The organism is Nonomuraea sp. NPDC002799 (assembly GCF_053592075.1).
This window is the reverse complement of record NZ_JBSFVA010000127.1, coordinates 1-2,128: the sequence shown is the minus strand read 5'-3', so window position 1 is coordinate 2,128 and position 2,128 is coordinate 1. Positions and strand designations below refer to the sequence as shown.

Genomic DNA, 2,128 nt, shown 5'->3' with positions numbered 1-2,128 from the left:
CGGGGCCGTACTGATCGCCGGGCGGGCGCTGCAGGGGGTCGGCGCGGCCCTGCTCTCCCCGGCCGCCCTCGCCGTCATCACCACCACCTTCCAGGGCGAACGCCGCAGGGGCGCGCTCAGTGTCTGGGCGGCCATCGGCGGGACGGGGGCGGCGCTGGGCGTGCTGCTCGGCGGCGTGCTCACCGAAGGACCGGGCTGGACGTGGGTGTTCTTCGTGAACGTGCCGATCGGACTGCTCGTGCTCGCCACCGCGCCCACGATCCTGCCGTCCGCGACCGCACGACGGGAGCGGCCCGGCCAGGAGCGGATGGACGGGGCACGCCGGTGGGAGCAGAGGGACGGGGCGCGGCGGGAGCGGATCGACGTGCCGGGCGCGCTGGTCGTCACGCTGGCCACGGCGCTGCTGATCTACGGGCTGGTGACGGCGGGCGACGCCGGCTGGGCGGCGGCGGGCACGCTGCTGCCGCTCGCCGGCGCCGGGCTGCTGTACGTGCTGTTCGTGGTCATCGAGCGGTCGGCACGGTCACCGCTGATGCGCGCCGCGACCCTGGCCCGCCGCCCGGTGATCTCCGGGGCGTTCGTCATGCTGGTGGCCACCGGGTTGATGCTGGGGCTGTTCTTCCTCAGCTCGCTCTATCTGCAGCACGTGCTGGGGTTCAGCGCCCTGCGGACCGGGCTCACGTTCCTGCCCGTGGCCGTCGCGATCACCATCGGCGCGCATCTCGGCGGGCGTCTCATCGGTAAGGCCGGCGGGCGGCCGGTGGCGGCGGCGGCGGCGGCGTTCATGCTGACCGCCGCCGGGGCGCTGCTGATGACGCGCGTCTCCCCTGACGCCGGCGCGTACACCACCCTGCTGCCCGGGTTCGTCCTGGCCGCGCTCGGCATCGGGCCCGCGTTCGTGACGGCCACCACGACGACCATGGCGAACATCCCTCCGGGCGAGAACGGCGTCGCCTCCGGCGTCATCAGCACCTTCCACGAGCTCGGCGGCTCGATCGGCGTCGCCGTCGTGTCCACGGTGGCCGCGTCGAGCCTCGTGCCCGGCTCGGTGGCGGGCACCGGCGGTTTCGTCGCCGGGCTCACGCTGTGCGCCGTCGTCGCGGGCGTCGCGGCCGTCGTCGCGCTGGTCCTGGTGCCCCCGGGCAAGCCCGGCGGAGCGTTCGCCGGCCACGGTCACGGTCACTGATCCGGCCCGCTGGGGCGCGCCCGCACCGGGTGCCCCAGCGGCGGCGCCGCCGCGCTGACGGTCACGACGCCGACCCGGCGCCGCTGTCCGCATAAAACAAGATCGAAACTGCCCAAATCGGGATATCGCCGATGACGTCGGCCGTCTATTCTTCATTGGTGGTCACGTTCCGCTGGCGAAAGCGGTGAAGCCGTCGATGTCACCCTTGACGCTGTCGCAGCGGCGGCTGCCCGGTGTGACCGTGATCGCCGTGGGCGGCGAGATGGACGCGACGAACCGCCGGCAGCTTGAGACCTATATCGAGGAGATCCGCACAGCGCCTGACGAATGGCTCGTGTTCGACCTCTCGCAGGTGCCCTTCATGGACAGTTCGGGCCTGCACGTCCTGATGAAGTGCACCACCGACACGCTCCGGCAAGGCGGCGCGGTGCATCTGGCGGCCGTGCAGCCCTTACCCGCCCGGCTCTTCGAGATCACCGGCGTCCTGGCCCACGTCCCCGTCCACGAGACCGTGGCGGACGCCGTGACCGCCGCACTCATCGCGTCGGAACGCTCCATCTGAGAAGAATCCGGATCGCCGTGACGAAGGGTCAGCGACGTGGCACCTCCTTGAGCTGAAGACCGTTACCGAAGCAACCGTGTACGTCCTGTGATAGGTAGATGACAACCTGCGGCTAGCGCGCTCGACGGGCCCCTCCGGCTAGTCTTCCCGCAACCTGAGGAACGTCCGGGCGAGTACGGAGGACCGGTCATGAGCGACCCCACCGTCGGCACGTCCCGATCGGCCGCGCGAGGCAAGCGCGTCCGCGACCCTGGCGAAGTCGGTGAGCCCGAGCTCCGCCGCCTGCTCGCCGGATTGACGGCGGTCAGGGACGGCGACTTCCGCACCCGCCTGCCCGACGACGCCGACGGGCTGCTCGGGGAGATCGCCTCGGTGTTCAA

The 2,128-nt window shown here is 71.9% G+C and carries 3 protein-coding genes; all 3 read left to right on the top strand.

Translation table 11 applies throughout. The annotated features are described in order from the left end of the window. Positions 1-1,186, top strand: a 1,186-nt coding sequence (locus ACWD0F_RS52005; protein WP_449890564.1) for an MFS transporter, incomplete at its 5' end; no start/stop codon positions are given. 196 nt (positions 1,187-1,382) lie between these two features. Continuing rightward, positions 1,383-1,748 carry an STAS domain-containing protein gene (locus ACWD0F_RS52000; protein ID WP_449890562.1) on the top strand — a complete coding sequence of 122 codons (366 nt, stop codon included), beginning with the start codon at positions 1,383-1,385 and terminating at the stop codon, positions 1,746-1,748. Positions 1,749-1,937: 189 nt separating this feature from the next. Next, the coding region (locus ACWD0F_RS51995) for a hypothetical protein (RefSeq protein ID WP_449890560.1) at positions 1,938-2,128 on the top strand (191 nt) is incomplete at its 3' end.